Source organism: Mesorhizobium sp. WSM4821 (genome assembly GCF_055901555.1).
Genome location: NZ_CM148371.1, coordinates 899,688 through 924,940, shown reverse-complemented (window position 1 = coordinate 924,940; position 25,253 = coordinate 899,688). Strand labels below are relative to the sequence as shown.

Genomic DNA, 25,253 nt, shown 5'->3' with positions numbered 1-25,253 from the left:
CGAACAAAACAAGAGGCGTGGAGTGCCGAAGGCACGACTGGGACCTCAAAAAGCAAGAGGCGTGGAGTGCCGAAGGCACGTCGGAGACCTCAAAGAAACGGAGTAGCAAAATGCCCAAGATGAAGACCAAGTCGGCCGCCAAGAAGCGGTTCAAGATCACAGGTACCGGTAAAGTCCTGTCGGCTGCGGCCGGCAAGCGTCACGGCATGATCAAGCGTTCCAACAAGTTCATTCGAAATGCCCGCGGCACGATGGTTCTGGCTGAACCGGATGGCAAGAAGGTCATCAAGAATTTTCTGCCGAACGGCCTCTAGGGCATTCGGTCTGGACAGCGTTTTTAAGGAGATCATGACATGGCACGCGTAAAGAGAGGCGTCACCTCGCACGCCAAGCACAAGAAGGTCCTGAAAGCCGCCAAGGGTTTCTACGGCCGCCGCAAGAACACCATCCGCATCGCCAAGCAGGCGGTGGAAAAGTCGCTGCAGTATGCCTACCGCGATCGCAAGAACCGCAAGCGCTCGTTCCGCGCGCTGTGGATCCAGCGCATCAATGCAGCGACCCACGAGCATGGCCTGACCTATGGCCGCTTCATCGACGGCCTCAACAAGGCCGGCATCGAGATCGACCGCAAGGTCCTGTCGGACATGGCCATCCACGAGCCGCAGGCGTTCGCCGCGCTTGTGGCCAAGGCCAAGGTCGCGCTCGAATACCTGAAGAACACCACGCCGAACGCTTTTGAAAGCGCTGTAGCCTAACCAGCGCCTTCCCAAGCACTTCGACACTGATTTGGGAAACCCGCGCTGGCAGGGCTGGCGCGGGTTTTTCTTTGCTTCCAATCGAGTCTGGAACATGAGTGATATGGAAACCCTCGAAAATTCGCTGATGACCGACATTGCGTCGGCCGCCGACGAGCAGGCGATCGAAGCCGTGCGCGTTTCGGCGCTCGGCAAGAAGGGCTCGGTCTCCGAAATGCTGAAGACGCTCGGCTCGATGTCGGCCGAGGAGCGTCAGGTAAAAGGCCCGGCGATCAACGGCCTCAAGAACCGCATCACCGAGGCGCTTGTCGCGCGCAAGGCCGAGTTGAAGGATGTGGCGATCTCAGCCCGTCTTGCCGCCGAAAAGGTCGACGTCACGCTGCCGGTGCGGCAATCGCCGGCCGAGCGCGGCCGCATCCATCCGATCAGCCAGGTCAGCGACGAGATCGCGGCGATCTTCGGCGATCTCGGCTTTGCCATCGCCGAGGGTCCGGATATCGAGACCGACCACTACAATTTCACCGCGCTGAATTTCCCGGAAGGCCATCCGGCGCGCGAGATGCACGACACCTTCTTCTTCCAGCCGGACGAGAAGGGCGAGCGCAAGCTTTTGCGCACCCACACCTCGCCGGTCCAAATCCGCACCATGGAGGCGCAGAAGCCACCGATCCGCATCGTCATCCCCGGCAAGACCTACCGGCAGGATTCCGATGCCACCCACTCGCCGATGTTCCATCAGGTCGAGGGGCTGGTGATCGACAGGACAGCCAATGTCGCCAACATGAAATGGGTGCTTGAGGAGTTCTGCAAGGCCTTCTTCGAGGTGCCTCAGGTCAAGATGCGCTTCCGCCCGTCCTTCTTCCCGTTCACCGAACCCAGCATGGAGGTCGACATCCAGTGCGACCGTTCGCGGCCGGGCGAGGTCCGCTTCGGCGAAGGCTCCGATTGGATGGAGATCCTCGGCTGCGGCATGGTGCATCCCAATGTGATGAGATATGGCGGGCTCGATCCCGACGAGTATCAGGGCTTTGCCTGGGGCATGGGCATCGATCGCATCGCCATGCTGAAATACGGCATGCCGGACCTGCGCGCCTTCTTCGACGCCGATGTGCGCTGGCTGTCGCACTACGGTTTTAGGCCGCTCGACATGCCGACGCTGTTCGGAGGCTTGAGCGCATGACAGCGGTCCACACCGGCGGCTGCCGCTGCGGCGCCGTGCGGTTCGAGGCTTCGGCCGAACCGCACCATGTCAGCTATTGCCATTGCGGCGATTGCCGGCGGGCCAGCGGCGCGCCGGTGTCGGCCTTTGTCGGCTTCATGACCGAGCAGGTAGCCTTCACGGGCAAGGCGCTGAAGATGTTCGAAAACGGTCCGGTGACGCGCTCGTTCTGCGGCATCTGTGGCTCGCCGATCGCCTATGTCGACGAGCGGCTGGCCGACCAGATCTATTTCATGCTCGGAGCCATGGACATGCCGGCCTATTTCAAGCCGACGCACCATGCCTATGTGCGCGAGCAGCTCCCCTTCCTGCATATGCCGGACGACCTGCCGAGACATCTGAAGACCAGCGTGCCCAGACCTTCCAGCGTGCAAGAATCCTCCGGCGCGCAAAGACCTTCCAGCGTGCAAGGATCTGCCAGCGTGCAAAGACCAGACGGAACACAGTCATGAAACTCACCCTCTCCTGGCTCAAGGACCATCTCGAGACCGACGCCTCGCTGGCCGAGATCGTCGAGCGGCTGACCTCGATCGGCCTCGAAGTCGAATATGTCGACGACAGAGCGAGCCTGAAACCCTTCGTCATCGCCAAGGTGCTGACGGCGGTGCAGCATTCCGATGCCGACCGGCTGCGCGTGCTGACGGTCGATACCGGCGACGGCAAGGCGCCGGTGCAGGTGGTGTGTGGCGCGCCGAACGCCCGCGCGGGCCTGATCGGTGCCTTTGCAGCACCCGGCACCTACATTCCCGGCATCGACGTGACGCTGGCAGTCGGCAAGATCAGGGGCGTCGAAAGCCATGGCATGATGTGCTCCGAGCGCGAGCTGGAGCTTTCCGAAGAGCACGACGGCATCATCGACCTGCCCGCCGATGCTCCGGTCGGCACCAGCTTCGCCGCCTATGCGCATCTCGACGATCCGGTCATCGAGATTAATTTGACGCCGAACCGGCCGGATGCGACCAGCGTCTATGGTATCGCGCGCGACCTGGCGGCAAGCGGCCTTGGCCGCCTCGTCGGCGGGGCCATCATGCCGCATGCCGGCAGCGGCATGTGCCCGGTCAAGGTGACGATCGAGGCGCCTGAGCTTTGCCCCGGTTTTGCGCTGCGCCTGGTGCGTGGCGTCAAGAACGGCCCGTCGCCGAAATGGCTGCAGCAAAGGCTGATTGCCATTGGCCTGAGGCCGATCAGCGCGCTGGTCGACATCACCAACTACGTCACCTTCGACCGCGGCCGGCCCTTGCATGTGTTCGACGCCAGCAAGGTCGCCGGCAACCTTACCGTGCGCCGGGCGCGCGACGGTGAAAAGGTGCTGGCACTCGACGGCCGCGAATACACGCTGACGCCCGAAATGTGCGTGATCGCCGATGAAGACGGTGTCGAATCCATCGCCGGCATCATGGGCGGCGAGCATTCCGGCTGCGACGAGAACACCACCGACGTGCTGATCGAATCCGCATTGTGGGATCCGATCGCCACGGCCCGCACCGGCCGCACGCTTGGCATCATCAGCGATGCGCGCTACCGGTTCGAGCGCGGCGTCGACCCTGAATTCATGGTTCCCGGGGTGGAGCTGGCGACAAAGCTGGTGCTCGATTTCTGCGGTGGGACGCCGAGCGAAACCGAAGTCACCGGCTATGCCGGCCATGTCGAGAAGATCGTTTCCTTCCCGCTGTCGGAGGTGAAGCGGCTGACCGGCATCGAGGTGCCCAGGGACGAGAGCCTCGACATCCTTGCCCGCCTCGGCTTCAAGCCGGAAGGCGCGGGCGATGTCGTCGATGTGGCGGTCCCGTCCTGGCGGCCGGATGTCGACGGCAAGGCCGATCTGGTCGAGGAGGTCATGCGCATCCATGGCGTCGACAACATCGCCCCGCAGCCGCTCGGCGCGCATGATGCGGTCAACGCCAAGATCCTGACCGTGCTGCAGATCCGCACTCGCGCGACCAAGCGGGCGCTGGCGGTGCGCGGCATGATGGAGGCCGTCACCTGGTCGTTCATCCCGGCAAAACATGCCGAACTGTTCGGCGGCGGCCAGACCGCGCTCAAGCTGGCTAACCCGATCGCCGCCGACATGTCCGACATGCGGCCGTCGCTGCTGCCGGGCCTGATCGCCGCAGCCCAGCGCAACGCCGACAGGGGCATCGGCGATGTCGCGCTGTTCGAAGTGTCGGGCACCTATGAAGGCGATGCGGCCGACCAGCAGCGGCGCGTCGCCGCCGGCGTGCGGCGCGGCACCGCCAAGCTCGAAGGCTCCGGCCGCCACTGGGCCGGCAATGCCGGTTCCGTCGGCGTGTTCGACGCCAAGGCCGACGCGATCGCAGCACTCGAAGCCTGCGGCGCGCCGGTCGAGCGGCTGCAGATCGAGGCCGGCGGCCCGGCCTGGTATCATCCCGGCCGTTCCGGCACGATCAAGCTCGGGCCAAAGGTCGTGTTGGGCACCTTCGGTGAATTCCACCCGAAGACGCTCGAGGAACTGGATGTCTCCGGCCCGCTCTGCGGCTTCGAGGTCTTCGTCGACGCCGTGCCCGAGCCGAAGGCCAAGCCGACGCGGACAAAGCCGAGACTGGACCTGTCCGCCTTCCAGGCGGTCAAGCGCGATTTCGCCTTCGTCGTCGACAAGGCGGTCGAAGCCGGCACGCTGACCCGCGCCGCGCTTGCCGCGGACAAGAAGCTGATATCAGGCGTCTCGGTCTTCGACGTTTTCGAAGGGGCATCGCTGGGTGCTGCCAAGAAATCGGTCGCCATTGAAGTGTCGATCCAGCCGGTCGAAAAGACGCTGACCGACGAGGATTTCGACGCGCTGGCCAGGCGCATCGTCGAGAATGTGCACAAGCAGACTGGTGGTGTGCTCAGAGCGTGAGGGTACAGGGCAGGTGGTGATCACTGTTGTGCTTTGGTCAGCTTGGTATTCTCCTCGGACGTTGGTCTCACAACGTTCTGCACCGCACGGTGCTTGAAAAAGGGGCGCCGAAGCCCCCCTTTTTGATCCATCCCGTCCGCGCCGTTCACCCATTTACCAGTGCCAGCGCCGCTTCGGTATAGCGCTTTCCGACGACCTTCTCCGGCGACAGCGCGTCGCCGATGGCCGCCACCTCCGCCTCGCTCAGCGCGATCTGTGCTGCGGCCGTATTCTGCTCCAGATGGCGGATTTTTCGTGCGCCGGGGATCGGCACGATGAAGTCACCCTGATGCAGTACCCAGGCGAGCGCCAGCTGCGCCGCCGTGACACCCTTCTGCGCCGCCCTTGTCTCCAGCGTGGCGACAACAGCTGCATTGGCCGCCATGGCGTCGGCCTGGAAGCGCGGCAGGGTGTGGCGCCAGTCGTCGGCGCCGAGAGCTTCAGGCTTGTCGATCGTGCCGGTCAGCAGGCCACGGCCGAGCGGACTGTAGGGGACGAAGCCGATGCCGAGTTCGCGGCAGACCGCAAATACCTCTTCCTCCGGGTCGCGGCTCCACAGCGAATATTCGCTCTGCACGGCCGCTATCGGATGTACGGCATGTGCCCGGCGGATGGTCGCGGCACTCGCTTCCGAGAGACCCAGCGCACGCACCTTGCCCTCGCGCACCAGTTCGGCCATGGCGCCGACCGTGTCCTCGATCGGCACGTTGGGATCGACGCGATGCTGGTAGTAGAGGTCGATCACCTCGACGCCCAGCCGCTTCAACGATGCCTCGGCGACCGCCTTCACGTGTTCGGGACGGCTGTCGACGCCGGCCATGCGCTCGACGCCGCTGCCTTCTTCAAGAATTTTGAAGCCGAATTTCGTCGCGATCGTCACATGTTCGCGCACCGGCTTCAGCGCCTTGCCGAGCAGGATCTCGTTCTCGTAGGGACCATAGACCTCGGCGGTGTCGAAGAAATTGACGCCGATCTCGACGGCGCGGCGCAGCGTGGCGATCGCGTCGGCCTCCGCCTGACCGCCATAGACGAAGCTCATCCCCATGCAGCCGAGGCCGACCGGATAGACGTCAAGTTCATTTCCAAGTTTGCGGGTTTGCATCACGCGTCTCCTTGTTGTCATGCGGCGGAAATAGCGTCTTGCACCGCGTTCGATAATCGGCTCTCATTCGCACGGGCTGTTCTAAAAGATAGATCAATGAATCGTGCGCAGCTTTCCCAACTCGCAGTGCTGGCGACGGTTGCCCAGTGCGGCAGCTTTCGCGGCGCGGCCAGGGAACTCGCCATCGCGCCCTCGGCGGTCAGCCACGCGGTCTCCAGCCTGGAAGCGCGTCTTGGCGTGCGGCTTCTGGCGCGCAGCACGCGCAGCGTCGCCCCGACCGAGGAGGGCGCGCAACTGCTGGAACGGCTCCGGCCGGCGCTGTCGGAGATCAACCTGGCGCTGGAATCGGCGGTCGAGGCGCGCGACCGGCCGGCCGGCAATCTCAGGCTCACTGTGCCGCGCACCGCGGCCCATCTGGCGCTGACGCCGCGGCTCGGCGCCTTTGCATCGGCCTATCCCGACATCGTGCTGGAGATCGTCATCGAAGATCGCTTCACCGATGTGGTCGAAGGCGGCTTCGACGCCGGCGTCCGGCTCGGCGAGAGCCTGCAGCGCGACATGATCGCTGTGCGCATCGGGCCGGACCTTCGCGGCGCCGTCGTCGGCGCTCCAACCTATTTCGCGACCATGCCCAGACCGCGCCATCCGCACGATCTCGTCGATCACCGCTGCCTGCGTTTCCGTTTCTCCAGCGGCATTCTCTACCGCTGGGAATTCGAGAAGGACGGCGAGGAGGTCGAACTCGCGGTGCAAGGGCCGCTGATCCTCGACGAGGACGATCTGATCGCCAATGCGGCGGTCGACGGCGCCGGACTCGCCTTCCTGTTCGAGGATTATGTTCGCGAGGCGCTGGCCGCCGGCAAGCTCATTCGCGTGCTGGAGGACTGGTGCCCGACCTTCGAGGGTTTCTTCGTCTACTATCCGAGCCGCCGCCAGATGCGGCCGGCGCTCCGGGCCTTTGTCGATTTCTTCAAGGTGACCGGATGAAAACCGGGCTCGTAGCCGTTCACCGACCATGCCGGCATGGATCAAAAACAGCACGACCCGCTACGGCTGGGCGGCGATCGTCCTTCACTGGCTGATCGCCGGACTCTTCATCGGCCAGTTCGTGCTCGGCTTCGTCATGATGCGGGTGTCCAGTCAGCGGACAGCCTTCGAACTGATCCAACTGCACAAGTCCCTGGGCTTTCTGCTGCTCGGCCTGGTGATCCTGCGCATCGCCTGGCGTCTCGGCAATGCAGTGCCGGCGCTGCCGCGTTCGGTCGAACCTCTGGAGCGCCGCATGGCGCCGCTTGTCCATTTTGCGCTTTATGCGTTCCAGCTCGCTCTGCCGCTGTCCGGCTGGGCGCTGGTCTCGGTCTCGATGTTGGAGATCCCGAGCGTGCCCTTTAACCTGTTCGTGATGCCGGACCTGCCGCTGGCTGAATCGGACGCGGCGGAAAGCTTCTGGGCGGCAGCGCACTGGTATCTCGCCTATGCCGGCATCGGGCTTGCCGCCTTGCATACGCTAGCTGCGCTGCGTCATCATTTCTGGCTGAAGGATGCGGTGCTGACGCGCATGATCACGCCTTCGTCAGATCAGAACGCGGAATAGAACGGGCGGCTTATTCGTTGATGGGGCGAGCACGCAAAAAAATGCGTTGTCTCTAAAAAGGAATAATACCTCAATGTATGCGCGCATCTTCGGATTTGCGGCGATCGCCGCTTGCTTTGCCATGCCTGTTTTCGCGGCGGTCGCTCTCGGCGACGCCGCCGGCAGCTACACGATCAGCCCGACCGGTTCCAGCATCCGTTTCTCCATCGGCAAGGCCGGCGGCGGCGGGCTCGACGGCGCCTTCGGCCGCTTCAAGGGCTCGATCCGCATCGACAACAGCGATATAGGGCGCTCCCGGGTCAATCTGACCATCTTTCCCGAAAGCGTCGGCACCGGCCAAAGCCGCGTCGACGCCTTCCTTCGCTCCGACGCGGTGTTCGACGCCGCCAACAGCCCGGAAATCCAGTTCAGCTCAACCAGCGTCAAACGCACCGGCGAGACCACGGCCCTCGTCACCGGCCGGCTGACGGCGCGCGGCAAGACCTTTCCGGAAAAGTTCACGGCCGAGCTCGGCGGCCTCAAGGGGGGCACGATCAGATTCCGTGTCACCGGCAAGGTGCTGCGGTCGCGCTACGGCATGGATGTCGGCACGCCGATCTATTCGAACGTCGTCAATTTCGACATGACGCTTAGGGGTAAAAGGGGTTGAGCGCTTCTTCCTCGCCCCCGCGGGAGCGGGGGAGAGAAGCTATGGGGCGGCGACGAGGGACTTGCTCAGATCATTCTGTTGCATGGGGCACTCCATTCGAATTTGCAGCAACGATGGTGCCACAACCCTCGCCGCCGCCCCATAGCTTCTCTCCCCACTTCGTGGGGCGAGGAACCGGTGTCCCGCATTGGCTTTTCTCCTGAATTCAGGCAAACCTCCATTCCTGCAATTGAAAGGGAGAAGGCTGATGTTCCGATGGGGTGTTTTGTCGACGGCCAAGATCGGCCGCGAGCATCTTTTGCCCGCAATTGTCGAGGCGGAAAACGGCGTTCTGTCGGCGATCGCCAGCCGCGACCTGTCGAAAGCCCGCGCGCTGGCCGACCGTTTCGGCGCGCCCCATGCCTTCGGGTCCTATAGCGAGCTGCTCGCCTCAGGGGACGTCGACGGCGTCTACATCCCGCTGCCGACCGCGCAGCATGTCGAATGGACCGCGAAGGCGATCGAAGCTGGCAAGCATGTTCTGGTCGAAAAGCCTCTCGCGCTGGACGCCAAGGACATTCCGCCGCTGATCGAGCTGCGCGACGCCAAGAAAGTGCTGGTCTGCGAAGCCTTCATGGTCGTCTACCACCCGCAATGGATCAAGGTGCGCGAGCTGATCGCCAACGGCGCCATCGGCCGGCTGCGCCATGTCCAGGGTGCGTTCTCCTACTACAATGTCGATCCCGCCAACATGCGCAACCAGCTCGACCTTGGCGGCGGCGCGCTGCCCGATATCGGCGTCTACCCGACGGTGTCGACACGCTTTTCGACGGGCAAGGAGCCGCTGCGCGTCCAGGCGACGATCGAGCGCGACAAGACATTCGGCACCGACATCTACTCCTCGATCCGCGCCGATTTCGGCGACTTCGAGCTGTCGTTCTATCTGTCGACGCAGATGGCGGCGCGGCAGGTGATGGTGTTCCACGGCGAGAAGGGTTTCATCGAGGTGCTTTCGCCGTTCAATGCCGGGATCTATGACCATCATCGCATCGAGCTGCACAACCAGAACCACAGCGAGGCGCAGGTGTTCCGCTTCCCCGGCATGCAGCAATACCGGCTGGAGGTCGAGGCCTTTGCGCGGGCCGCACTTGGCGGCAAGGACCGCGTCTTCACGCTGGAAGAATCGGTGCTCAACCAGAAGGTCATCGACGCCATCTTCCGCGCCGGCGAGAAGGAAGGCTGGGAGACGGTCTGACAACCAAGCAGGTCCGCAAAGTGTCCCACGGTTTTGCGACAAGAACCTGCGACAAACCAAAGAATCCAAGCAGGCATTCGCGGGCCGGCCCACGAATGCCTGCTTAGTCAAAGCCGGGGGAGGAGAGCCGGGGGAGAAAAATGGCTGACGATGCGGATGTGATCATTGTCGGCGCCGGCCTTGCCGGCCTCGTCGCCGCGGCGGAACTGGCGGAGGCCGGCAAGAAGACCATCATCGTCGACCAGGAGCCGGAGCAGTCGCTCGGCGGCCAGGCATTCTGGTCCCTCGGCGGCATCTTCCTGGTCGATTCGCCCGAACAGCGGCGCATGCGCATCCGCGATTCGCATGATCTGGCGCTCGAGGACTGGCTGGGCACCGCCGCCTTCGACCGCCCCGAGGATCTCTGGCCCCGCCGCTGGGCCGAAGCCTATGTCGGCTTCGCCGCCGGCGAGAAGCGCTCCTGGCTCATGCAGCGTGGCCTAAAATTCTTTCCCGTGGTCGGCTGGGCGGAGCGCGGCGGCGGCAACGCCGTCGGCCACGGCAATTCGGTGCCGCGCTTCCACGTCACCTGGGGCACCGGGCCCGGTGTCCTCGAACCGTTCGTCCAGCGCGTGCGCGAGGCCGAGAAGAACGGACTGATCCGCTTCAAATTCCGCCACCGCGTCAACGAGCTGACCCGGACAGGCGCTGTCGTAGACGGCGTGTGCGGCGACATCTTGGTGCCGAGCGACGTCGAGCGCGGCCGCAAGAGTTCGCGCGACAGTTCAGGCGATTTCGAGCTGAAGGCGCAGGCGGTCATCATTGCCTCCGGCGGCATCGGCGCCAATCCCGAGCTTGTCCGCAAGAACTGGCCGCAGCGCCTGGGCACGCCCCCCAGGCGTATGATCTGCGGCGTTCCAGACCATGTCGACGGCCGCATGCTGTCGATCACCGAACGGACCGGAGGCAGCGTCATCAATCGCGACCGCATGTGGCACTATGTCGAAGGCATCAGGAACTGGGCGCCGCTCTGGACCGACCATGCCATCCGCATCCTGCCCGGCCCGTCGTCGCTGTGGCTCGACGCGCGTGGCAAGCGCCTGCCGGTGCCGCTCTATCCCGGCTTCGACACGCTTGGCACGCTCAGCCATATCATGAGCGCCGGCTTCGACTATTCCTGGTTCATCCTGACCCAAAAGATCATCCAGAAGGAGTTCGCGCTTTCGGGCTCCGAGCAGAACCCCGACCTGACGGGCAAAAGCTGGCGCCAGGTGCTCGGCCGCGCCACGTCAGGCGTTCCCGGTCCGGTGAAGGCGTTCATGGAGAAGGGCGAGGATTTCATCGTCGAGGCGGAGCTGCCGGCGCTGGTCGCCCGCATGAACGCGCTGGCCGGCGGCGAGCCGCTGCTTGAGCTGGCCCAAGTAGAGCGCGAAATCCGCGCCCGCGACCGGCAGCTCGACAATCCCTTTTCCAAGGACATGCAGGTCACCGCCTTGCGCGGGGCGCGGGCCTATCTCGGTGACCGGCTGATCCGCATGGCTAAGCCGCACAAGATACTCGATCCTGCCAATGGTCCGCTGATCGCGGTCCGGCTCAACATATTGACGCGCAAGACGCTGGGCGGCTTGCAGACCGATCTCGACAGCCGCGTGCTGGACGCCGAGGGCCAGCCGATCGAGGGGTTGTATGCGGTCGGCGAAGCCGCCGGTTTCGGCGGCGGCGGCATGCATGGCTACGCGGCACTGGAAGGCACGTTTCTCGGCGGCTGCTTTTTTTCCGGCCGCAGCGCCGGCCGCGCTGCGTCACGCGGGGTGGGGTAGGACCTCACCAGATCCATTCGCCCCGCCCCAGAACCGACACCGCCTCGACGATCCGGGTGAAGCTCGAGCGGGCGCGGCCGACCGTATGCCTGGCCCTGAGATAGCCATGCACCAGCCCCGGCTCTTCGACCCAGAAGGCGTGGCCGCCCGCCGCGACGACTCGGTCGCGATAGGCCTCGCCGTCGGACGACAGCGGGTCGCATTGGGCGGTGAACAGCACGGTCGGCGGCAGATAGGCAAAGTCGGCGTCGGCCAGCGGAGCCAGAGTGAGGTCGCCGGTGCGGTCCTCGCCGCCGGTCCTGATGTTGCCGTAGAAATCGAGGTCGCGCACCGTCAGCATCGGCGCCTCGGCATGGGTCACGTAGGATCCTTGCGAGCGGTCGCCGCCAAGAGCGGGATAGATCAGCACCTGGCCGATCGGTCTTCGCGCATGGCCGCGCGTCGCGTGGCTGACCGCGGCGGCGAGATTGCCGCCGGCGCTGTCGCCGCAAAGCAGGATCGGGCGCTTGTAAGTCGTCGCCGCCCATTCGAAGGCGCTGATGGCATCGTCGAAGGCAGCCGGATGAAAATGTTCCGGCGCCAACCGGTAGTCGACCGAAACCACCTCATAGCCGGTGCGGCTGCAAAGCTCGGCGCATAGATCGTCATGACTGTCGAGCCCGCCGAGGATGAAACCGCCGCCGTGGAGATAAAGCACCATCGCCGCCGCTTCCGGCGCCGGGGTGCGATAGATGCGGATCGGGATCGGGTGCGAAGGCGTGGCAATGGCGGTTGTTTCCGCCGTGACGTCTTCGGGATAGCCGGCAAAGAACTCGCGGCACAGCCGGTCGTAGATGTCGCGCTGCCGATCGATCGTGTAGTCGATCGTGTCCGGCGGATAGTAGGAATTGGTCCGCTCGATGAAGGCCCAGGTCTCTGCGTCGATGAGTTTCTTGTAGCCGGTCATGGGAACGGAACGGGCCGTAACGAATCCACCATCATCTCCGCAGGGTCACTTTCCCTTCCACACCGGATTGCGCTTCTCCGCAAACGCGCGAAAGCCCTCGAGATTGTCCTCCGAGCCGTACAGCGCGTCAACCGTCGGCAATTGGCGGCGCGTCACCCGGTTCATGGCGTCCTGGAAGGTCAGCGATTCGGCGACCCTCGCCGTTTCCTTGATCGCGGCGAAGACCAGCGGCGGGCCGCTGGCCAGCAGCCGGGCGATCTCCCAGACGCGGTCCTCGAGCTTCTCCTTGGGCAACACTTCGTTGACCAGGCCCCAGCGGTGGGCGTCCGCCACATCCATCCAGCGGCCGGTGAGCAAGAGGTCCATGGCGACGTGATAGGGAATGCGCTTCGGCAGTTTGATCGTCGCCGCATCGGCCAAGGTGCCGGCACGGATTTCGGGCAGCGCGAAGGAGGAATGGTCCGACGCATAGATGAGGTCGCAGGACAGCGCCAGCTCGAAGCCGCCGCCGACCGCCATGCCGTTGACGCAGGCAATGACCGGCTTGTTGAGGTCGCGCAATTCCTGCAGCCCGCCGAAGCCGCCGACGCCATAGTCGCCGTCGACCGCATCACCATCGGCCGCGGCCTTCAGGTCCCAGCCGGCGCAGAAGAACTTGTCGCCGGCGGTCTTGACGATGGCGACGCGCAGGCCCGGATCGTCGCGGAACGCCTTGAACGTCTCTCCCATTAACCGCGAGGTCTTCAGGTCGATGGCGTTGGCCTTGGGCCGGTCGAGCGTGACCTCGAGGATCGTGCCTTCTCGGCGGGTTGAAATAACGTCAGACATTCCTGTTTTCTCCCAGCACCAGCAGCGCGTCGGCGATCCAGGCGCCCTTGCCTTGCGCGCAGACGATCAGCGGATTGATGTCGAGCTCCTCGATCTCGGCGGCATTGTTCTGCACGAATGCCGCAATGCCTGATATCGCATCGATGGCAGCCGCGACATCGGCCTTCGGCCGGCCGCGATAGCCTTCGAGCAGCGGGAACAGTTTGAGCCCGCGCAACGCCGCCTCGATGTCGTCGCGGGTCGCCGGCAGCATCAGCGTGACACTGTCGCGCAGCAGCTCTACCAGCACGCCGCCGGTGCCCAGCGTCATCACCGCGCCGAACATCGGGTCGCGGGTGAAGCCGACGATGAGCTCGGCGACGCCGTCGCGCACCATGCGCTCGACATAGAGGCCGGTGCCGAGCGGGTCGAGATCATGGGCGGCGGTGCTGACGGATTCGGCATCCCTAAGGTTGAGGCGCACCGCGCCGAGTTCGGATTTGTGGGTGACGCCCAGGGCCTTCAGCGCCACCGGAAAGCCGAGCGCCATCGAGGAGATCACCGCCTCGACCGCATTGCCGGCGCGTTCGGCCCTGGGCACGGGAAGTCCGGCCGCGATCAGCCGCGCTTTCGCCTCGGCCTCGTCGGGCGTGACGTGGTCGCCGGCCGGCGCCCCGGACGCCGAGGTGTCGATCGGCTGCGCCTGCGGCTCGCGCCAGGCCCAGCCGATGAAGGCCGCCGCCTGGGCTGCGTCCATGGCCTCGGAAATGCCGAACAACGGCACCATGCCGCGCCCCATCAGCCCGGCAGTGTATTCCTCGGGCAGGTTCTCCGGCAGAGACGACACGATAGCGCCCCGCGCCCTGTTGGTCTTCAGTGCCGATTCGAAGGCGCGCAGCGTCGTCCACCAGTCGGTGTCGGAGCAGCGGTCGGGCCGCGGGAAATCGAGCACCAGCATGTTGAGGTCGAAGCCGCCCGTCACCATGGCGGTGAAGGTGGCGGTCATCGCCGGCTCGTTATTCCAGATGAAGGTGTGGTAGTCGAGCGGGTTGGCCACCGCAACCAGCGGCCCGAGCGTCGATTTGACATGGGCGCGGTGCTTGTCAGTCAGCGCCGGGAAGTTCACCCAGCGGCCCTCCGCGCTGTCGGCCATCACAGACGCTTCGCCGCCCGAACAGCTCATCGACGACAGCCGGTAGCCGGGCAACGGCCCGGTGACGTGCAGCAGCTTGAGTGCCTCAATGAAGGCTGGAATCGAATCGACGCGGGCTATGCCGAGCCGCTTCAGGAAGGCGCCCGAGGCGGCGTCGGAGCCGGCCAGCGATGCGGTGTGCGACACGGTCGCCTGCCGCGCCTGCTCGGAACGGCCGACCTTCATGGCGATGATCGGCTTCTTCAGTTCTCGCGCCCGCGCCGCCAGCCTTTCGAAGCCGGCTACCGAATCGAACGCTTCGATATGCAGGCCGAGCGCGGTGACGCGGTCGTCCTCGATCAGGCCAAGAGCCATTTCGGAGAGGCCGGTCTGCGCCTGGTTGCCGGCGGTCATCAGAAACGCGATCGGCAGGCCGCGCCTCTGCATCGTCATGTTGATGGCGATGTTGGACGATTGGGTGATGATGGCGACGCCACGGCCGCCCTCGGCCAGCCTGATGCCGCCATGCTGGTCCGGCCACAGCAGCGCGCCGTCCGCGTAGTTGATCAGGCCGTAGCAGTTCGGCCCGATGATCGGCATCCGGCCGGCGGCTGCGACCAGCTCGGCCTGCAACCGCTCGCCGTCCTCGTCATAGGCCTCGGTTTCGAGGAAGCCGGCGGCAAAGCAGACGGCGCCGCCGGCGCCGCGTTCGGCCAGCGCCTTGACCACCTCGATGGTCAGATGCCGGTTGACGCCGACAAAGGCAGCATCGGGGGCGCCGGGCAGGTCGGCCACCGAACGATAGGCCTTGCGGCCGGCGACGTCCTCCTTGGTCGGATGCACCGGCCAGATCTCGCCGGCAAAGCCCATCTTGATCGACTGCGCGACAACAGCGCCGGCCTGCGCGCCACCGAACACGGCGATCGTTCGCGGCCGCAAAAGGCGCTCGAGTTTGTGCATCGATCAGCCCCCAATCGCTCGCAGCAATGCCCGCGAGATGATGTGGCGCTGGATCTCGGACGTGCCTTCCCAGATGCGCTCGACGCGGGCGTCGCGCCAGATGCGCTCCAGCGGCAGATCGTCCATCAGCCCCATGCCGCCATGGATTTGGATCGCCTCGTCGGCGACGAAGGCGAGCATTTCGGTGGCCTTCAGCTTGGCCATGGCCATGTCCTGATCGGTGACGGTGCCTTGATCGTACTTCCAGCCGGCTTCCAACACCATCAGTTCGGCCGCCTTCAGTTCGGTCGCCATGTCGGCGAGCTTGAAGGACACGCCCTGGAACTTGCCGATCTGCTGGCCGAACTGCTGACGCTGCGCGGCGTATTCGACCGCGTGGCCAAGCGCCCGCTCGGCGCGGCCGAGGCAGGTCGCGCCCACCTGCAGGCGGGTCGCGCCAAGCCATGAATTGGCGACGTCGAAGCCCTTGTGGACCTCGCCCAGAACCTGGCTTGCCGGCAGGCGGCAATCGTCGAATTCGAGGATGGCGTTGGTGTAGCCGCGATGCGAGACGTTGCGATAGCCGTCGCGCACCGCAAATCCCTTGGTGCCCTTGTCGACGAAGAAGGCGGTGATCTTCTTGCGTTTTCCACGCGAGGTCTCTTCCTCACCCGAGGCCATGAAGACGATGGCGAAGTCGGCGAGATCGGCGTGGGAGATAAAGTGCTTGGTGCCGTTCAGCACCCAGTCGTCGCCATCCTGCACGGCGGTCGCCTTCATGCCGCGCAGGTCGGAACCGGCGCCCGGCTCGGTCATCGCAAGGCAGTCCCATTTCTCGCCGCGAATGCAGGGATAGAGATACTTTTCGCGCTGCTCCGGCGTGCCGGCCAGAAGGATGTTGGAGGGACGCGCCACGCACGTCCAGTGCAGCGCATAATTGGCGCGGCCAAGCTCCTTCTCATAGAGCAGCCAAGTCACCGTATCGAGCCCGGCGCCACCGACTTCCGCCGGCATGTTGGCGGCGTAGAGGCCGGCTTGGATCGCCTTGGCCTGGAGCTCATCGATCAGTTCGCGGCGCAGCACGCCGGTGCGTTCCACCTCGCGCTCATGTGGGTAAAGCTCGTTCTCGACGAAGGCGCGCGTCGTCTCGACGATGAGTTTCTGTTCCTCCGAAAGACCAAAATCCATGGTCTCAGCCTTTCTTCTTTTTCTTCGGCTTTTCAGCCTTTGTCGGTTTTCGGGCCTTCACCGGCTTGGTCGCCTTGGCCTTTTCGGCCGCCTTGGAGGCGGTGGGCTTCTTCGCCGCAAGCTTGGCGAGCTGCTTGGTATAGTCCTTGTGCAGGGCGCCGGCACCCCAGCCCTTGCCCTTGTTCTGCTTCGACAGCGCATCCATGATAGCGACCAGATTGTCGTCGCGTATCTTTTCGAGCTCGCGGATCGACAGCCCATGCGCCTGGTCGTCCGACTGGCTGGCGATGAGGTCGACCAGCTCGTCGTTGAACTCCGGCACGTCCATCAGCTTGGTCCATGGCCATTTCAGGCACGGCCCGAACTGCGCCATGAAATGGCGCATGCCGGCCTCGCCGCCGGCGACGCGATAGACCTGGAACATGCCCATCTGCGCCCAGCGTAGGCCGAAGCCATAGCGCATGATGTCGTCGAGTTCCTCGACCGTGCAGATGCCGTCCTTGATCAGCCACAGCGCCTCGCGCCATGCCGCCTCCAGCAGACGGTCGCCGACGAACGCCTCGATCTCCTTGCGGATCACCACCGGCTTCATGCCGATCGAGGCGTACATCTCCTTGGCGACCTCGATCGCCTCGGGAAAGGTCTGGTCGCCGCCGACGATCTCGACCAGCGGCAGGAGGTAGACCGGATTGAACGGGTGGCCGACGACCAGCCGCTCGGGATGCTTTTTCATCGCCACCTGCATGTCGGTCGGTTTGATGCCGGAGGTCGAGGAGCCAACAATGGCGTTGGCCGGCGCATAAAGATCGATCTCGGCCAGCACGCGATGTTTGAGGTCGAGCCGTTCAGGCACGCTCTCCTGGATGAAATCGGCGTCGGCGACGGCATCGGCGATGGTCTTGGCGAAGCTCAGTTTGCCCTCTTTTGGTAGGCCGCCGGGCAGCATCTGCTTATAGGCGCGGCGCGCGCCCTTCATCACTTCGCCGACCTTGCGCGAAGCTTCGGGATCGGGATCGAAGATCGACACGTCGATGCCGTTGAGGAGCAGCCGCGCGACCCAACCTGCGCCGATGACGCCGCCGCCGATGGCGGCCGCCTTGGTGATGATGCTCATGCGGGGGCTCCCGTTCTTGTCTTGGCTGTTTCGGGGTCGATGAGAGGCACGCGCTCGCCGGCGAGGATCACTGTCGGGTCGTAGGCCCTGCGAGCGAACACTTCGAGCACGAAGGGCCTGAAGAAATCGATCGGCAGCGTCTCGTAGTCCGGGTCGAAGCTCGACTGGTCCCAGCGCTCGCAAAAGGCATCGCAATCGTCGAAATAGCGATGGCCGGCGAAGCGATCGCGCGCATGCGGATTGCCGCCGAGATGGTGGGCGTAATAGAGGCGCTGAAAGTCGCCGTGCTTCTCCACCACCCAGGTGCATTGCTCGCGCACGAAGGGTTTCAGGATGGCGGCCGCATATTCGTCGTGATTGTAGGGCGCGTAGATGTCGCCGATGTCGTGCAGCAGCGCGCAGGCGATCCAGTCGGTGTCGGCGCCATCGCGCCAGGCACGCGTCGCCGCCTGCAGCGAATGGCCGAGCCGCGTGATCTTGTATCCGGACAGGCCCTCGTCGAGCTGCACCAGCGCGTCGAGCAGCCGCTCGCCGGTCCTGGCCGCATAGTCGATCTCGTGTTCGGTCAGGAAGGCGTAGTCCTCGCTGTCGCCATCCTTCATGGCGGTGAATTTCACGGTCTTCATCGGCGGCTCCTCCCTACCGAGTCCGCCTTCAGAGCGGGGCGCGCTTCGTCAAATTGAGCTTCTTGCGCACCTCGTCCGGGCCGATCACTCTTGCGCCCATGTTCGACACGATGCTAACCGCCCGCTCGACCAGCTGCGCGTTGGTGGCGAGCACACCTTTGTCGAGCCATAGATTGTCCTCGAGCCCAACGCGGACATTGCCGCCGGCCAGCACCGCGGCGGCGGCATAGGCCATCTGGTTGCGGCCGATGGAAAAGGCCGACCAGGTCCAGCTCGACGGCACGTTGTTGACCATGGCCATGAAGGTGTTGAGATCGTCCGGCGCCCCCCACGGCACGCCCATGCAGAGCTGCACCAGCGCGTCCGGCTTCAGCACCTGTTCCTCGACGAGCTGCTTGGCGAACCACAGATGCCCGGTGTCGAAGGCCTCGATCTCCGGCTTGACGCCGAGCGCCGTCATCATGCCGCCCATGGCGCGCAGCATGCCGGGCGTGTTGGTCATGACATAATCGGCTTCGGCGAAGTTCATGGTGCCGCAGTCGAGCGTGCAGATCTCCGGCAGGCATTGGCGCACATGCTCCACGCGGTTGCTCGCGCCGCCCATGTCGGTGCCTTTTTCGTTCAGCGGCAGCGGGTTTTCCGGCGAACCGAACACCATGTCGCCGCCCATGCCGGCGGTCAGGTTCAGCACCACGTCGACATCCGCCGCGCGGATGCGCTCGGTTACCTCGCGATAGAGGTTCACGTCGCGCCTAGGCTTGCCGGTTTCGGGGTCACGCACGTGGCAATGGACGATTGCGGCACCCGCCTTGGCCGCATCGATGGCGGAATCGGCGATCTGCTTGGGCGTACGCGGCACATGCGGGCTGCGGTCCTGCGAGCTGCCGGACCCGGTCACGGCACAGGTAATGAAAACCTCACGGTTCATCGCAAGCGGCATGGACTTTCTCCCAATCAGCACAGACGGTTCCGATCAAACATTGCCCAATCAAACATGGACCCGATCGAACAGACGGCAAGAATGCCTGACTTGCCGGAAACTGTTTTGCGTTTTACGAAGCTCGTATGACAAAAAGCGAAAAGCCTTCGATCTTTCGCACCGAGCGCTCGCCGCTCAAGGTGACGCTGCTGGTGTTTTCCGGATCGTCGATCATGTGCGTGGCCTCGGCGCTCGATCCGCTGCGCGCCGCCAACCGCATTGCCGGCGAGACGCTGTTCGATTTCAGGCTGGTTTCGGTGACCGGTGAAGCGCCAATCACCACATGCGGCCTGCCAGTTGCGGTCAGCGGCCGCTTCGATGCGGCTGAAACCACCGATATGCTTGTCGTCGTTGCCGGTTTCGGCACGCAGAACTATGCCACATCGGCTCTGCTTTCCGGCCTGCGCCGCGCGGCGCGCGCGGCGCGCGCCTGCGGCGGCGTCGAGGCCGGCACCTGGCTGGTTGCCCGCGCGGGCCTGCTGGAAGGGCGCAGCGCCACCACCCACTGGGAGGACATGGAGGATTTCTCCTCGGCCTTTCCCGGTGTCGACGTGCGCCCCGACCGCTATGTCATCGACGGGCCGGTCTTCACCTCGGGTGGCGCCTCGCCGACCTTCGACCTGATGCTGCATCTGATCCGCACGCGGCTCGGCATGGCCGTCGCGCTCGATGTGGCAAGCGTCTTCATCTACGACCAGGCGCGGTCGGCGACCGATGCGCAGCCGCTGGTCTCGCTCGGCCGCCTCGACGGCTACGATCCGCGGCTGGCGCAAGCCATCCGGCTGATGGAGGCACATGTCGACCAGCCGCTGACCATCGCCGCGGTGGCAAAGCGCGCCGGTGTGACGGCGCGAACGCTGGAAAGCATCTTTCGCAAGTCGATCGGCGAGACGCCGGGCGCCTATTATCTCAGGCTGCGGCTGGGTGCCGCGCGCCGGCTGGTGATCGACACGCGAGTGGCCATGGCCGATATTGCCGGGCGAACAGGGTTCTCGTCCGCCGCGGCATTTTCCAGGGCGTTTTCAAGAGCTTTCGGCGAAGCGCCGGTCAGGCTGCGTCTGGGATAGTGGGGATCAGGCAGCGGCCTGGCGGTCGCTGTTGCCGTCGATATGCGAGCGCATCTGTCTCGCAAGATGGGTCTCAAAGCGGCTGGCGACCGCGCGGTCCCATTCGTTTGCACTCCGCGCACCATGCTTCGGATGCGGCAGCGCCATCAGTCGGTCAATGATCGATCCGGCCTCGCCACTTGAGAGCAGGGCGTCGATTTCGCGTTCGTGCTGCATATCGTTTCGCCTCCTTCTTTCTGTTTCCGCCACGAACCACACTATACGAGATTCGTGACGGCTGTTTGAAGGCAAGAGCGAGGCGATTGAAGGGCGGCGCAAGGCAAAACCTTGTCGTCGGTTCCAGGGCGGAGCAGGAGCGAAGCTTGGAATAGAACGCTCCGTGGCGTTCCGTCGCGCCCCCCCTCTTGTCCTGCTGGACAGAGGGGGGCGCTGTCCCGCCGGCATCAAAAGTTCTGCTCAGCGTCAGCGCTTGAGCTCTCTAGAACGGTACGAAGCGGCTTTCCGCCCTCACACGTACCGGTTGACGATGTTCTCGAGCAACTCCTGGCGGCCGGATCTGGGCTGCGGCTCGATCTTCTTCTTGACGACGCGCTCGGTGATCTCCTCCAGCGTGCGCTTGCCCGCGAGCATCGCCTTGGCCTCGGCAGAGTTCCAGCCGGCATAGCGCTCGGCCAGCGGTCCCGACAGCGCCTTGTCCTCGATCATCCGGGCGGCGGCCTTGAGGCCGCGTGCGCAGCAATCCATGCCGCCGACATGGGCAATCAGGAGATCCTGCGGATCGAGCGACTGACGCCTGAGCTTGGCGTCGAAATTGGTGCCGCCGGTCTTGAACCCGCCGGCCTGCAGGACATGGTAGTAGGCCAGCGCCATCTCCGGCACATTGTTGGGGAACTGGTCCGTGTCCCAGCCCGACTGGTAGTCGTTGCGGTTCATGTCGATCGAACCGAAGACGCCGAGCGCATTGGCCAGCGCCAATTCATGCTCGAAGGAATGGCCGGCCAGGATGGCGTGGCCCTGCTCGATGTTGAGCTTGACTTCCTTTTCCAGCCCGAAGCGTTTCAAGAAACCGTAGACCGTGGCGACGTCATAGTCGTACTGGTGCTTGGTCGGCTCCTGCGGCTTCGGCTCGATCAGGATGGTGCCCTGGAAGCCGATGCGGTGCTTGTAGTCGACGACCAGGTTGAGGAAGCGGCCGGCCTGTTCCTGCTCGCGGGCAAGATCGGTGTTGAGCAGCGTCTCATAGCCCTCGCGCCCGCCCCACAGCACATAGTTCTCGCCCTTCAGCCGCTTGGTGACGTCGATGCAGCTTTTTACCGTCGCAGCCGCATAGGCAAACACGTCGGGGTCGGGATTGGTGGCGGCACCAGCCATGAAGCGGCGGTTGGAGAACATGTTCGCCGTGCCCCAAAGCAGCTTGACGCCGGTCTGCTTCATCTTTCCTGAAAAGTAGTCGGCGATCTCGTCGAGCCGCGCGGCGCTTTCGGAAAAATCCTTGCCCTCCGGCCTGACATCGGCATCGTGGAAGCAGAAATAGGGAGCACCCAGCAGCGAAAACATCTCGAAGGCGACATCGGCCTTGAGCTTGGCCAGTTCCATCGTGTCGACGCCGCCGGCCTTGGCGAACCAGGGACGATCGAAAGTCTGGCCGCCGAACGGATCGCCGCCCGGCCAGGCGAAGGAATGCCAGTAGGCGACCGCAAAGCGCAGATGGTCCTCCAGCCGCTTGCCGGCGACAACTTCATCGGGATTGTAGAACCGGTAGGCCAGCGGATTGGTCGAATCCGGGCCCTCGTATTTGATCTTCTGGATGTCGCCGAAAAATCCGCTGCTCATGATTTTCTTCCTCTCGAATAGTTCGCCCTGATTACCTCAGGCGTAATTGGTTTCGTTCTTTCTTGCGGTGAAAAAGGTCCCGGCAAAAGCCCCCAACAAAGGAGACAGACGATGACCGACCTCAACACGATTGCCGAAAGCTACATCGCCGCCTGGAACGAGAGCGACGCCGCGCGCAGGAAAGCCTTGCTCAAGGCGACCTTCACCGAGGACGTCAGCTACCGCGACCCGATCATGCAGGGCGATGGCCACGATGGCGTCGCCGCACTCATCGACGGCGTGCAGCAGCGCTTTGCCGGCTTCCGGTTTTCGCTGAAGGGCAAGCCGGACGGATTTGCCGACACGATCCGCTTCTCGTGGGATCTCGGACCGGAAGGCGGCGATTCCGTAATCGAAGGCACCGACATCGGGTTCATCGAGAATGGCCGCTTGAAAAGCGTCACCGGCTTCCTCGACAAGGTTCCAGCACAGTGAGGCTTTGCTGGCGAGGCCGGACGGGGATAAACCCTCGCTCATGCGGTCGCAGCCTTGATCGTGGGATAAAGCGCCCGGTAGCGCTGATAGGCATCCGCATAGGCATCGCTTAGTGCGGCGACCGGTTCGATCGTGGCGTCGGTGGCCGGCGCCGTGCACACTCTGAGCGGATCGGCACCCGTCGCCGCGATCAGGCCGAGCCTCGCCGCGCCGAAGGCAGCGCCGAAATCCCCGTCGGCTGGAATGTCGACGGGCAGGCCGAGCGCGGTGGCGATGGCCTTCAACCAGTAGCGCGAGCGCGAGCCGCCGCCGATCGCCGTCACCCGCGTCAGGGTCGTGCCGGCTGTGGCCAAGGCCTCCAGGCTGTCGCGGAAGGCGAAAGCCACACCTTCGACGACCGCCTGGGTCAGCACTGCGCGGCTGGATTCATGCGCGAGCCCGGTGAACGAGCCGCGAATGGCCGAGTCGTTGTAGGGAGTACGCTCGCCTGAGAGATAGGGCAGGAAGGACACGCCGGTCGGCGCCTTCAGCGTGTCGCCGAGCTCGGCCGTCAACTCGCCGGCGCCTTTTCCCGTGATGTCCGACAGCCAGTTGAGCGAATCGGTTGCCGACAGGATGACGCCCATCTGGTGCCAGGTGTCGGGCAACGCGTGGCAGAACGTATGCACCGCGCTTTCGGGGTTCGGCAAATAGGATGCGTTGGCGGCAAACAGCACGCCTGACGTGCCGAGCGAGACGAAGGCCTGGCCCGCTGCCACAGTGCCCATGCCGCAGGCCGACGCCGCATTGTCGCCTGCTCCGCCGGCGATCGGGATGCCGGCCTGCACCCCCCATTTCGACGCCAATGCGGCGCGCAAGGCGCCAGCTTTCTCAGTTCCTTCGACCAGCGACGGCATCTGCCTTTCGTCGAGCGACGTGGCAGTGAGCAGGTCGGACGACCAGCCGCGCTTGCCGACATCGAGCCAGGACGTCCCGGCCGAATCCGACATTTCCGAAATGTGTTCGCCGGAAAGCCAGAGCCGCAGGAAATCCTTCGGCAGCAGGACCTTTGCCACCTTGGCGAAAATATCCGGTTCGTTGTTTTTCACCCAGGCGAGCTTTGGCGCGGTGAATCCGGGAAAGACGATGTTGCCTGTCAGCTTGCGAAAACGCGGATCGGCGTCGAGCGCAGCCGCTTCGGCGTGGCTGCGCGTGTCGTTCCACAGGATGCAGGGGCGCAGCACTTGGTCGCCGGCGTCGAGCAAGGTGGCGCCATGCATGTGGCCGGACAGGCCGATGCCTTTGACTGCCGCAAGTTCTTTCGAATGGGTGGTCCTCAGCTCGGCAATCGCATCCTCGCAGGCGCGGATCCAGTCGGCCGGGTTCTGCTCCGACCAGCCGGGATGCGGCCGCGACACGTCGAGCGAAGCATGGCCGGAGCCGATGACGGTCTGCCCGGCATCGATCAAAAGCGCCTTCACGCCCGACGTGCCCAGATCGAGCCCGAGATACATGGTTCCCTCCCAATGTCATTAATTTTTTCGGATCGCGAAAAAATCTGACTTGGCAGTTTTTAAGACAAGATCCGCCTCCGGTCAATTCTTCGACAAATTGGCCGCCCGCCGCGAGAACAGCGCAGAGAGCGGACTGTCCGGTCGCGCCAGCGCGCGTTCCGCGGCAAGCGCCTTTGCCAGCGCGTGGTCGTCGGACCGCAGCGTCGCCTCGATCAGCGTCAGGTCGATGACATCGCGCTGCGCGTGGCTGCCGCCGAAGCGGTGGGCAATCGTCCTGATGGGCCTGATCAGGCGTACGGTCTCGGCGTAGTTGCCGTCGCCGAACGCCTTGATGGCGAGCGTCAGCGGGTGGCCGACATCCCGCGTGAAAGCGGCGTTGTCGTCGTAGCCGCGCATGGCCTCGCGCTGCGCCTCGAGCAAGGCACCGACCGGCGCCTCGAAGCCGGCGCCGACGAAGGCCATCATGGCGTGGGCATCGTTGAAGGCATAGTTGCCGCCTCCGGCCTCGGCCCAGTTGGCGGCGAGTGCCGCCCAGCGGTCGCCGACATCGACCCCGCCGAGATAGAGCCGCCACAAAATCGCCGAGGCATCGACCATGTTGAGCGCCAATGTCGACTGTTCGCCGTAGATCGGCACGTCATAAAGCGCAAGCACCTCGTCAGTCTCGCCGAGATCGTAGTGGAACAGCGCCAGATGCCACCAATTGTGCACCTTGAGGAAGCTTTCCTTCGTCCACGCTTCGGGGTTGGCGCGCATCCAAGCGACGCCGTCCTTTTGCCGGCTCTGCATCTCCATCACGTGGGCGACGGCGTGCTGCGCCCAGCCGTCGCGCGGCTCGATGTCGACTGCTGCACGGCCGAGCTTTTCGGCGCGCGCATAGTCGCCCATTTCCTCCAGCCCGAAGGCCTGCATGCCGAGTATGGCGTGGTAGCCCGGCATGCCGCTTTGCCAGGACGGCAGCGCGCGGCCGATGCGGTCGCGCAGCATGCGGGCATTGCCGGTGAAGAAATCGATCTGGTGCCCGGTCTGCAGCGCCAGCGCGTCGAGCGGAAACTCGATGGCGATATCCTCGAGCAGGCGGGCGGCTTCGTGCCAGCGTCCTCCGGCAAGATGACCAAGGGCTGCGACGTGCGCCTGCTCGCGCGTCGTCGCGGCGAGCGGCAGCGCCGCCGCATGGCATGTTTTGGCCACGGCCGTCGCCTCGCGCTCGGTGGCCAGGCCGAACAGATAGCCCTTGAACACATGCGCCATGACGAAGCCGGGATCCTCGGCTATCGCGCGGTCGACAGAGCCGACCGGATCGCCGATGAAGCACTGCAGTTCGCGGACGGCCTGGCTGTAGGATGAGAATCCGGCGTCGGTCGCGCCCGAAAATGTCAGGCCGAATGCGTCCCTGACGGCCATGCC

24 protein-coding genes are annotated in these 25,253 nt (G+C 64.6%); 12 read left to right on the top strand and 12 right to left on the bottom strand.

What is annotated here, in order from left to right; translation table 11 throughout:
• Nucleotides 1–110: 110 nt before the first annotated feature.
• The 5 genes from rpmI (at nt 111) to pheT (ending at nt 4,831) form a co-directional block, all read left to right on the top strand.
• Nucleotides 111–314 carry a 50S ribosomal protein L35 gene (gene rpmI / locus AC0NID_RS04165; RefSeq protein WP_006201248.1) on the top strand — a complete coding sequence of 68 codons (204 nt, stop codon included), beginning with the start codon at nt 111–113 and terminating at the stop codon, nt 312–314.
• Between the two features lie 39 nt (nt 315–353).
• Nucleotides 354–755 (top strand): 50S ribosomal protein L20, encoded by a 402-nt coding sequence (rplT, locus tag AC0NID_RS04160; protein WP_023796882.1) that lies wholly within the window; start codon nt 354–356, stop codon nt 753–755.
• 94 nt (nt 756–849) lie between these two features.
• Nucleotides 850–1,935, top strand: a complete 1,086-nt coding sequence (pheS, locus tag AC0NID_RS04155; RefSeq protein WP_473451084.1) for a phenylalanine--tRNA ligase subunit alpha — start codon at nt 850–852, stop codon at nt 1,933–1,935.
• Nucleotides 1,932–2,426, top strand: a complete 495-nt coding sequence (locus AC0NID_RS04150) for a GFA family protein (RefSeq protein ID WP_473451082.1) — start codon at nt 1,932–1,934, stop codon at nt 2,424–2,426. Before pheS ends, AC0NID_RS04150 begins: the two co-directional genes overlap by 4 nt.
• On the top strand, nt 2,423–4,831 hold the full coding sequence (gene pheT, locus AC0NID_RS04145; protein ID WP_473451080.1) for a phenylalanine--tRNA ligase subunit beta: 2,409 nt from the start codon (nt 2,423–2,425) through the stop codon (nt 4,829–4,831). Before AC0NID_RS04150 ends, pheT begins: the two co-directional genes overlap by 4 nt.
• A 145-nt stretch (nt 4,832–4,976) precedes the next feature.
• On the opposite strand, the gene AC0NID_RS04140 is transcribed toward pheT, so the two are convergent.
• Nucleotides 4,977–5,972, bottom strand: a complete 996-nt coding sequence (locus AC0NID_RS04140; protein ID WP_473451078.1) for an aldo/keto reductase — start codon at nt 5,970–5,972, stop codon at nt 4,977–4,979.
• A 96-nt stretch (nt 5,973–6,068) separates the two neighbouring features.
• Here AC0NID_RS04140 and AC0NID_RS04135 point away from each other — a divergent pair, with 96 nt between their 5' ends.
• The 5 genes from AC0NID_RS04135 to AC0NID_RS04115 all read left to right on the top strand — a co-directional run bounded on the left by AC0NID_RS04135 (nt 6,069) and on the right by AC0NID_RS04115 (nt 11,248).
• Complete coding sequence (locus AC0NID_RS04135; protein WP_473451076.1) at nt 6,069–6,959, top strand: LysR family transcriptional regulator; 891 nt, start codon at nt 6,069–6,071, stop codon at nt 6,957–6,959.
• Between the two features lie 28 nt (nt 6,960–6,987).
• Nucleotides 6,988–7,566, top strand: a complete 579-nt coding sequence (locus tag AC0NID_RS04130; protein ID WP_473451074.1) for a cytochrome b — start codon at nt 6,988–6,990, stop codon at nt 7,564–7,566.
• Nucleotides 7,567–7,639: 73 nt separating this feature from the next.
• The gene (locus AC0NID_RS04125) at nt 7,640–8,215 is read left to right on the top strand and encodes a YceI family protein (protein ID WP_473451072.1); all 576 of its coding nucleotides are present in this window, start codon (nt 7,640–7,642) and stop codon (nt 8,213–8,215) included.
• 247 nt (nt 8,216–8,462) lie between these two features.
• Nucleotides 8,463–9,449, top strand: coding sequence for a Gfo/Idh/MocA family protein (locus tag AC0NID_RS04120; protein ID WP_473451070.1), 987 nt, complete (start codon nt 8,463–8,465; stop codon nt 9,447–9,449).
• 140 nt (nt 9,450–9,589) lie between these two features.
• Nucleotides 9,590–11,248 (top strand): FAD-binding dehydrogenase, encoded by a 1,659-nt coding sequence (locus tag AC0NID_RS04115; protein ID WP_473451068.1) that lies wholly within the window; start codon nt 9,590–9,592, stop codon nt 11,246–11,248.
• Nucleotides 11,249–11,252: 4 nt separating this feature from the next.
• Here AC0NID_RS04115 and AC0NID_RS04110 read toward each other — a convergent pair whose 3' ends face one another.
• The 7 genes from AC0NID_RS04110 to bcoG are packed head-to-tail and all read right to left on the bottom strand — an operon-like array spanning nt 11,253 to nt 18,940.
• Nucleotides 11,253–12,194 (bottom strand): alpha/beta hydrolase, encoded by a 942-nt coding sequence (locus AC0NID_RS04110; protein ID WP_473451066.1) that lies wholly within the window; start codon nt 12,192–12,194, stop codon nt 11,253–11,255.
• A gap of 45 nt (nt 12,195–12,239) precedes the next feature.
• Nucleotides 12,240–13,022 carry a carnitinyl-CoA dehydratase gene (locus tag AC0NID_RS04105; RefSeq protein WP_473451064.1) on the bottom strand — a complete coding sequence of 261 codons (783 nt, stop codon included), beginning with the start codon at nt 13,020–13,022 and terminating at the stop codon, nt 12,240–12,242.
• Nucleotides 13,015–15,093 (bottom strand): acetate--CoA ligase family protein, encoded by a 2,079-nt coding sequence (locus tag AC0NID_RS04100; RefSeq protein WP_473451062.1) that lies wholly within the window; start codon nt 15,091–15,093, stop codon nt 13,015–13,017. Before AC0NID_RS04100 ends, AC0NID_RS04105 begins: the two co-directional genes overlap by 8 nt.
• Nucleotides 15,094–15,096: 3 nt before the next feature.
• Complete coding sequence (locus tag AC0NID_RS04095) at nt 15,097–16,260, bottom strand: acyl-CoA dehydrogenase family protein (RefSeq protein WP_473451061.1); 1,164 nt, start codon at nt 16,258–16,260, stop codon at nt 15,097–15,099.
• A gap of 4 nt (nt 16,261–16,264) precedes the next feature.
• Entirely contained in the window at nt 16,265–17,374 is a 1,110-nt protein-coding gene (locus AC0NID_RS04090) for a carnitine 3-dehydrogenase (RefSeq protein WP_473451059.1), read from the bottom strand.
• A complete protein-coding gene (locus AC0NID_RS04085; RefSeq protein WP_473451057.1) occupies nt 17,371–18,000 on the bottom strand; it encodes an HD domain-containing protein in 630 nt (209 codons plus the stop codon). Before AC0NID_RS04085 ends, AC0NID_RS04090 begins: the two co-directional genes overlap by 4 nt.
• Before the next feature lie 28 nt (nt 18,001–18,028).
• Complete coding sequence (bcoG, locus tag AC0NID_RS04080; RefSeq protein ID WP_473451055.1) at nt 18,029–18,940, bottom strand: 3-dehydrocarnitine:acetyl-CoA trimethylamine transferase BcoG; 912 nt, start codon at nt 18,938–18,940, stop codon at nt 18,029–18,031.
• A gap of 125 nt (nt 18,941–19,065) precedes the next feature.
• Here bcoG and AC0NID_RS04075 point away from each other — a divergent pair, with 125 nt between their 5' ends.
• Nucleotides 19,066–20,046, top strand: coding sequence for a GlxA family transcriptional regulator (locus AC0NID_RS04075; RefSeq protein WP_473522209.1), 981 nt, complete (start codon nt 19,066–19,068; stop codon nt 20,044–20,046).
• Nucleotides 20,047–20,052: 6 nt separating this feature from the next.
• On the opposite strand, the gene AC0NID_RS04070 is transcribed toward AC0NID_RS04075, so the two are convergent.
• The gene (locus AC0NID_RS04070) at nt 20,053–20,262 is read right to left on the bottom strand and encodes a hypothetical protein (RefSeq protein WP_473451049.1); all 210 of its coding nucleotides are present in this window, start codon (nt 20,260–20,262) and stop codon (nt 20,053–20,055) included.
• A 291-nt stretch (nt 20,263–20,553) separates the two neighbouring features.
• Complete coding sequence (xylA, locus tag AC0NID_RS04065; RefSeq protein ID WP_473451047.1) at nt 20,554–21,879, bottom strand: xylose isomerase; 1,326 nt, start codon at nt 21,877–21,879, stop codon at nt 20,554–20,556.
• Nucleotides 21,880–21,990: 111 nt separating this feature from the next.
• Between xylA and AC0NID_RS04060 the strand changes: the two genes are divergently transcribed.
• The gene (locus AC0NID_RS04060; protein ID WP_473451045.1) at nt 21,991–22,353 is read left to right on the top strand and encodes a nuclear transport factor 2 family protein; all 363 of its coding nucleotides are present in this window, start codon (nt 21,991–21,993) and stop codon (nt 22,351–22,353) included.
• Nucleotides 22,354–22,391: 38 nt separating this feature from the next.
• On the opposite strand, the gene xylB is transcribed toward AC0NID_RS04060, so the two are convergent.
• Both xylB and AC0NID_RS04050 read right to left on the bottom strand, forming a co-directional pair.
• Nucleotides 22,392–23,846 (bottom strand): xylulokinase, encoded by a 1,455-nt coding sequence (gene xylB / locus AC0NID_RS04055; RefSeq protein ID WP_473451043.1) that lies wholly within the window; start codon nt 23,844–23,846, stop codon nt 22,392–22,394.
• A gap of 81 nt (nt 23,847–23,927) precedes the next feature.
• Nucleotides 23,928–25,250 carry a tetratricopeptide repeat protein gene (locus AC0NID_RS04050; RefSeq protein ID WP_473451041.1) on the bottom strand — a complete coding sequence of 441 codons (1,323 nt, stop codon included), beginning with the start codon at nt 25,248–25,250 and terminating at the stop codon, nt 23,928–23,930.
• Between the last annotated feature and the right edge of the window lie 3 nt (nt 25,251–25,253).

Bases quoted from the DNA above. Each gene is read 5' to 3' on its own strand.
- AC0NID_RS04070 (WP_473451049.1), bottom strand. From the start codon at position 20,262: ATGCAGCACGAACGCGAAATCGACGCCCTGCTCTCAAGTGGCGAGGCC.
- bcoG (WP_473451055.1), bottom strand. From the start codon at position 18,940: ATGCCGCTTGCGATGAACCGTGAGGTTTTCATTACCTGTGCCGTGACC.
- pheT (WP_473451080.1), top strand. From the start codon at position 2,423: ATGAAACTCACCCTCTCCTGGCTCAAGGACCATCTCGAGACCGACGCC.
- xylA (WP_473451047.1), bottom strand. From the start codon at position 21,879: ATGAGCAGCGGATTTTTCGGCGACATCCAGAAGATCAAATACGAGGGC.
- AC0NID_RS04115 (WP_473451068.1), top strand. From the start codon at position 9,590: ATGGCTGACGATGCGGATGTGATCATTGTCGGCGCCGGCCTTGCCGGC.
- AC0NID_RS04085 (WP_473451057.1), bottom strand. From the start codon at position 18,000: ATGAAGACCGTGAAATTCACCGCCATGAAGGATGGCGACAGCGAGGAC.
- AC0NID_RS04110 (WP_473451066.1), bottom strand. From the start codon at position 12,194: ATGACCGGCTACAAGAAACTCATCGACGCAGAGACCTGGGCCTTCATC.
- AC0NID_RS04060 (WP_473451045.1), top strand. From the start codon at position 21,991: ATGACCGACCTCAACACGATTGCCGAAAGCTACATCGCCGCCTGGAAC.
- AC0NID_RS04050 (WP_473451041.1), bottom strand. From the start codon at position 25,250: ATGGCCGTCAGGGACGCATTCGGCCTGACATTTTCGGGCGCGACCGAC.
- AC0NID_RS04105 (WP_473451064.1), bottom strand. From the start codon at position 13,022: ATGTCTGACGTTATTTCAACCCGCCGAGAAGGCACGATCCTCGAGGTC.
- AC0NID_RS04150 (WP_473451082.1), top strand. From the start codon at position 1,932: ATGACAGCGGTCCACACCGGCGGCTGCCGCTGCGGCGCCGTGCGGTTC.
- AC0NID_RS04075 (WP_473522209.1), top strand. From the start codon at position 19,066: ATGACAAAAAGCGAAAAGCCTTCGATCTTTCGCACCGAGCGCTCGCCG.
- AC0NID_RS04100 (WP_473451062.1), bottom strand. From the start codon at position 15,093: ATGCACAAACTCGAGCGCCTTTTGCGGCCGCGAACGATCGCCGTGTTC.
- rplT (WP_023796882.1), top strand. From the start codon at position 354: ATGGCACGCGTAAAGAGAGGCGTCACCTCGCACGCCAAGCACAAGAAG.
- AC0NID_RS04125 (WP_473451072.1), top strand. From the start codon at position 7,640: ATGTATGCGCGCATCTTCGGATTTGCGGCGATCGCCGCTTGCTTTGCC.
- AC0NID_RS04135 (WP_473451076.1), top strand. From the start codon at position 6,069: ATGAATCGTGCGCAGCTTTCCCAACTCGCAGTGCTGGCGACGGTTGCC.
- AC0NID_RS04130 (WP_473451074.1), top strand. From the start codon at position 6,988: ATGCCGGCATGGATCAAAAACAGCACGACCCGCTACGGCTGGGCGGCG.
- AC0NID_RS04140 (WP_473451078.1), bottom strand. From the start codon at position 5,972: ATGCAAACCCGCAAACTTGGAAATGAACTTGACGTCTATCCGGTCGGC.
- xylB (WP_473451043.1), bottom strand. From the start codon at position 23,846: ATGTATCTCGGGCTCGATCTGGGCACGTCGGGCGTGAAGGCGCTTTTG.
- pheS (WP_473451084.1), top strand. From the start codon at position 850: ATGAGTGATATGGAAACCCTCGAAAATTCGCTGATGACCGACATTGCG.
- rpmI (WP_006201248.1), top strand. From the start codon at position 111: ATGCCCAAGATGAAGACCAAGTCGGCCGCCAAGAAGCGGTTCAAGATC.
- AC0NID_RS04120 (WP_473451070.1), top strand. From the start codon at position 8,463: ATGTTCCGATGGGGTGTTTTGTCGACGGCCAAGATCGGCCGCGAGCAT.
- AC0NID_RS04090 (WP_473451059.1), bottom strand. From the start codon at position 17,374: ATGAGCATCATCACCAAGGCGGCCGCCATCGGCGGCGGCGTCATCGGC.
- AC0NID_RS04095 (WP_473451061.1), bottom strand. From the start codon at position 16,260: ATGGATTTTGGTCTTTCGGAGGAACAGAAACTCATCGTCGAGACGACG.